Annotated in this window: 6 protein-coding genes; all 6 read right to left on the bottom strand. The window is 64.4% G+C overall.

What is annotated here, in order from left to right; all coding sequences use genetic code 11:
- Nucleotides 1–178 precede the first annotated feature (178 nt).
- Nucleotides 179–751, bottom strand: a complete 573-nt coding sequence (locus ACYVDE_RS15945; protein ID WP_460502537.1) for a hypothetical protein — start codon at nt 749–751, stop codon at nt 179–181.
- Nucleotides 752–803: 52 nt separating this feature from the next.
- Complete coding sequence (locus ACYVDE_RS15940; RefSeq protein ID WP_460502536.1) at nt 804–1,202, bottom strand: hypothetical protein; 399 nt, start codon at nt 1,200–1,202, stop codon at nt 804–806.
- Nucleotides 1,203–1,281: 79 nt separating this feature from the next.
- The gene (locus ACYVDE_RS15935; protein ID WP_460502535.1) at nt 1,282–2,241 is read right to left on the bottom strand and encodes a hypothetical protein; all 960 of its coding nucleotides are present in this window, start codon (nt 2,239–2,241) and stop codon (nt 1,282–1,284) included.
- Between the two features lie 56 nt (nt 2,242–2,297).
- On the bottom strand, nt 2,298–3,644 hold the full coding sequence (locus ACYVDE_RS15930) for a Clp protease/crotonase-like domain-containing protein (RefSeq protein ID WP_460502534.1): 1,347 nt from the start codon (nt 3,642–3,644) through the stop codon (nt 2,298–2,300).
- Between the two features lie 175 nt (nt 3,645–3,819).
- Nucleotides 3,820–4,065, bottom strand: a complete 246-nt coding sequence (locus ACYVDE_RS15925) for a hypothetical protein (RefSeq protein WP_460502533.1) — start codon at nt 4,063–4,065, stop codon at nt 3,820–3,822.
- A 60-nt stretch (nt 4,066–4,125) separates the two neighbouring features.
- Nucleotides 4,126–4,607, bottom strand: a 482-nt coding sequence (locus ACYVDE_RS15920; protein ID WP_460502532.1) for a hypothetical protein, incomplete at its 5' end; no start/stop codon positions are given.

Here is a 4,607-nt window from a genome sequence, read left to right as displayed (position 1 = left end):
GCGCTCGCGCAGCCCCGCGAAGCCACCGGGCAGGGCCACCAACTCCGCCGCCTCGGCACGCGTGAGCTTGGTCAGGTCCACCGTGTAGCCCCACTGCGACACGTAGTACCGCGTGGCATGGCTGGTGAGTTCGTAGTGCGCGGCCACCTCGGCCGGCAGTTGATTGGTCGTTTCCATCTTAGCTGCCGGCGGCCGTTACCTCGCCAGTCAGGGCGTTGATGCTCGAGCCATCCTTGAGCGGGATGGCGCCCTCGTAGAACTGGTTGCCGTTCTGGTAGGCTTCGCCCTTGAAGGTGTAGCCCCGGCGGCCGCTGCTGAGCTTACCCGAGTCGTAAGAGCCGAGAATCTCGGCGCCCAGGCCCGCGCCGCCCACCTGCTGCACCACGCCGTCGGCGGTTTGCAGCAGCACGATGCAGCTCTCGTTCTTGATGGTGCGGTCGAACTCGGCCGCGGCCTTCGTGTTGCCGGGGTTGAAGAATTCGAACGTGGCCTTCTTGCCGCGGCCGTCGCGCTCGCCGGTGGGGTCGAGCTTGAGCTGGCCCGTGTCGAGCGTGCCGTAGGCGCTGATAAAGCCCTTGCCGTCGAGAAACTCGTGCGAGCCGTCAATGGTCACCGAGTCGCCCACGGCGCTGGTGGTCTTGAAGCCCTTGATTTTCTTGAACCAGCGCAGCGGCGCGATAAACATCGTATCGCGCACGCCGGGCGAGTTGTCTTTGCCCTGGGGACCGGGCAGGTCGGTCAAATCAGCCATGGTGCTGTTCTGCTACTGAATTGGTGAAACCATTGCGGAACTAGCCGGCGGGCTATTTCGACGCGTCTTTCTTGGTGGAGGCCCTGGCGGCCTTCTCCAGCTTGAGCAGCACGCCCGATTTGCCTTCCACCAGCTCCTTCACCAGGTCGGGGTTGGTCTTCAGGTCGGCGGCCGCGTAGGCCTGGTGCTTGTGCTGGAATTTGGGGGCCAGCACCTTGTACTGGTCCTTGCTGCCGTCCTCGGCCGTGTGGGTCACCACCACGGTTTCGTTGATGGCCGCGCCGGCCTGGGCGTTGGCCAGCTGCTCCTGCAGGTCGCTGATGGTGCCGGTGGCCTCGTCCACCTCGCCTTCGAGGTCGGTGATGCGCGTGGCCTGCTCGGTGATGCGCGTGGCCTGCTCTTCAATCCTGGCCAGGGCCTGCTCCAGCGTGAGTTCTTCTTTCTGTGCCATGGGGCTACTTTTTTACTACTGAGTGGAAAATTCGAACGGGCCAGTGCCCGGGGGCACCGGCCGACGATTCGACGATGATTTAGACCAGCTCGACGTCGTTGGTGAAGACGATTTCGGGGATGATGAAGCCGATGCCCATCCAGAAGTCGGTGAAGAACTTGAGCAGGCGGTCGACGTTCTCCACCTGGATGGCCGTCTGGTTGGCCATCTTCTTGCGCAGCTGGATGGCGTTGCCCTTGGGCGTGCACCAAATCTTCTGCGTGTTGCGGTGCGAGGGCGCCGGCGCGAGCGTGATGTTGGTGTTGTTGATGGTCAGGCCCAGGGCCCCGCCGCCGGTGTTCTTGCCGTACTTGCGCTCCTGGCCGCGCAGGAAGGCGCGGGCAATGCTCTCCGAGCAGCCCAGCATCATCGGGATGCTCCAGTAGTCCTTGTGGATGCCATCGGCGAAGGCCTCCATCTGCTCCACCACCGACGCCGGGTCGGTCGTATCGAAGGCGCCCGTGGTGATGGGCGTGATGCGGCCGGCCGTGATGTGGTCGTTGATGGTCTTTTTCAGGCCGTTGAGCGAGGTACCGGCCGCACCGGGCGTGCCGGCGGTCGGGGCCACGAATACGCCCTGGAAAATCTCGTTCATCTCAATGTCCTGCTTGATTTGCGGGATGAGGTACACCTCGCAGTACCAGCGCACGAACGGCCAGGCCTTGCGGTCGATTTCCGGGCCATCGAGGAAGCCCAGCCAAGTGGCTTCGAGGTCGTCCGGGTACTCCTGGGCGTCGACCTTCATCTTGAACTGCTGGATGGCCACCGGCACGAACTGCACGTTGGCCAGCGGGGTGAAGGCCTTCTGGAAGGGCTGCACCACGCGGCTGAACAGCGTCTTGGCCGCGCGCCAGAGCGTGTCGTCGGTGTTGATGGGCGTGAACAGCGCCTCAGTGCTGGTGGCTGAGCGCAGCAGCTGGTAGAGGCGGGCCAGGTTCTGGCCGTTGTTCATGTAGTACGACCCGAACTGGGCGACTACGTCGGTGATTTGTAAAGCCATCGAAGTGGTATTGAAATGAATAAATCAGGAGGTGTGCAGTAGCGGGGCCGGGCGGCTTAGGCGTTGCCGAGCATGCGGTTGTGGATGGCTTCCCAGCCCTTGTCGTCGCTGCTCTCCTCGGCCACGTCGCCCTTTTCCTTGGCGGGCGTGCTGCCTAGGGCGCCCGGCTGGTCGCCGAACTCCTGCGCCTGCTGGCGGGCCTGGTCGCGCTGGGTCACCAGCTCACCGATATTTTGCACGCCGGCGGCCTTCAGGGTAGCATTGGTGGCGTTGATGGATTGCTCCATGCTGTTGAAGGCGTCGGCGCTGATGAGCGCGGCGCCGGTGATGCCCTTCTCCTCCAGTTGCGTATTAGCAGCCGCAATGAGTTCGGCCGTAACGGCAGCGCCTTCGAGGCCTGCCAGGGCCGCTACGGCCGTGAATTTGTCTTTCCCAAACATGATATTAGTGGTTGATTGAGTGGCGGTAGCAGCGCCGGCGCCGCCGGCGGAATCAGCAGGGGTGGAATCGGCCGCGTCGGCCAGCTCCAGGGCCAGCTCCACGGCGCGGCCGAAGGAGCCGATTTCATCCACCAGGCCATTGCCGGCGGCGGTGGCGGCGAAGTACATGCCGCCGCGCAGCAGCTTCTTCCCTTCCGTAGTGGCCAGCTGCGGCCGATTTTCCTTCACGGCGGCGGCGAACATGTCGCGCAGCGGGTTGAGGACGTTCTCGGTGTAAGGCTTGTAGTTGCCCTGCAGCAGCTGGTAGAAGTCCTCGTTTTTTTCGTCGGAGTCGTCGGCGCGCAGGTCGTGAAACTTGACGCCCAGCTCCTCAAGCATGGGCTTGTAGTCGACGATGCTGCACATCACCCCGATAGAGCCCACCGCGCACGTGCCGTTGTTAAGCACGATGCGAGCGCACGAGGCGGCCGCCCAGTAGGCGGCCGAGGCAATCATGCCGTCCGAGTAGGCGACGACGGGCTTGCTCAGGCCCTTGAGCAGGGCGCCGAACTCGGCCGTGCCATCCACGGCACCGCCACCCGAGTCGATGCAGAGCACGTGGGCAGCAACGTTGTCGTGCGCGTCAGCCGCCAGGATGCTGCGCCCCAGGCTGGCCGTGCCCGGCACGTCCTCGCAGAGGCCCTCCTGGTCGTTTTTCATCATCACCCCCTTCAGCGAGTGGATGGCCACCGACTGCTCGGGCGCTTGGTCGTAGCTTTTCACGCGCTGGCCGCCGGCCACGGTGGCCGCACCCGGCCCGGCCACCCGGATGGCCCGCACCTTGCGCCGGGCCTCGGGCACTTCCACCTGTGCCCCCTCCCCCCGCATGAGCATAGCCACGCGCGGCAAATAGCCGAGCACCGTTTGGTGCTGGATGGCAAAGGGCCCACTCAGAATGGCGGCTAACAGGTGTTGATTGCGCATGGATGTTGGCAGTTGCTCGCACAAAGCTGCCGGCGTCCGGAACCGATAAAAAGGACATGAAAAAGCCCCGCTCCATGGAGCGGGGCGTTGCTTCAGCGGTGCATCTTCCGATTGAGCCAGGTAATGCCGCGGCTGGCCAGCGGCACCAGGAGCATGAGCAGCCACCAGGCGGAAATCATAGCAGGTCTTCGACGGTGGCCTGGCCTTCAAACACGCCGGCCAGATATTCCCGCACCACGTCGTAGAGGATGCGATAAGGCGTGCTGCCTTCTATCTTCATCAGCTCCTTGGGGCGCATGATGGGCACCGTTTTGGGCAGCGGCAGGGTCATGAGCCAATCCCCCGCCGGCTGGTTGGTTTCATCCAGCACTTTGTAGTAAAGCGGGATGTAGCCGGTATTGGTGAGCGTGTTCGGGTGCATGCTGATGGCCCGTACGTAGAGGGTTTGCGACGGCAGGCCGCCCGTATTTGAGGGCCATTGTTAGGAGCTGAAATGAATTTGGTCGAGGTAATTCCGCACGTTGGGGTTCGGCCCACCGGGGGCGGTATTGAAGTTCGGGTCGGTGCGGGTGAAGATGATGGTGTCACCCGGCGTCACGGCCACCGCGGCCGGCAGGTACTCCCCATCGCTGGCGCTGGCCGCGTACTGGTCGGTTTGCACCACGCGCGTGCCGTTGCGCTGCAGCGTGAAGAAGCTGCCGGCGCCATCCTTGTGCCCGCCCATCGTCAGCGTGGTCGCGCCGGCCGGCACGGTAAACGTGGCCGTGGCACCCAGCACGTTCGTTACCATCAGGACCGCGCCCCGGCGGGGCAATGAGGCGCTGGACGAATCAGCGCTCCAATCCCCCGCGCCGCCGGGGCCGCCGTAGGTGATGGCGGCGTTGTTGGCATCCCAGGTCAGGTTGAGCGCCGCCGCGGTGAATGCAACCGTATTGAACAGCCAGGGCCCGGCCGCGCGGCCCG

Source organism: Hymenobacter agri, from assembly GCF_054778495.1.
This window is presented reverse-complemented; position numbering and strand designations above follow the sequence as displayed.